General features: G+C 76.4%; 1 pseudogene. It reads left to right on the top strand.

Annotated features, from left to right (window positions below):
* A pseudogene (locus ACY45C_RS17190) lies at positions 1–577 on the top strand (hypothetical protein); the annotation flags it as partial.

Raw genomic sequence — 577 nt, 5'->3', positions numbered from 1 at the left:
TGGTCGACCGGCTGGTCGCGCTCACGCGCCAACTCGACGCCCTGGCCCGCCAGATCGATGCGCTCGTCAGGGCCGGCAACCGGCACCTCGATCAGACCGCTTCGGCCCGGAGCGGCGCCGCGGCTCCCGTCGCCGCGGCTCCCGTCGGGGTCGTCTCCCGTCCCGGGGACGGGGACGGGTTCGCAGAGCCTGGCGCGCAGGAGCCGCATCCGGTGGCCCTGCGGGTCATCGACGTGCTGGACCGGCTGGACGTGCTGGTCGGGCAGGTCGGCTCCGCGCCGCTGGACCCGGCCGCGCTGGCGTGGGTGCGCCAGTCCCTCGCCGATCTGCTGCCGGTCTGCGAGGTGCATCCTGTCCGGGACGAGGGCCCGGCCGACCCGCGGCGGCACGAGGTGCTGAACCGGCGCCCGGCCCCGGACACCGCCGGGCGTGACCTCACCGGGCACATCGCGGCGACCATCCGCCCCGGCTACCGCTGGCGTGACGACCTGCTGCGGCCGCAGCAGGTGACCGTGTTCGGCCATCCCGAGGCCGAGGCCGCCGCGACGACCGCAGTGACCGACACGGGAGCACCGGC

The organism is Frankia sp. CcWB2 (assembly GCF_977927585.1).
The sequence above is the reverse complement of the archived record's forward strand: the minus strand, read 5'-3'. Positions and strand labels throughout refer to the sequence as shown.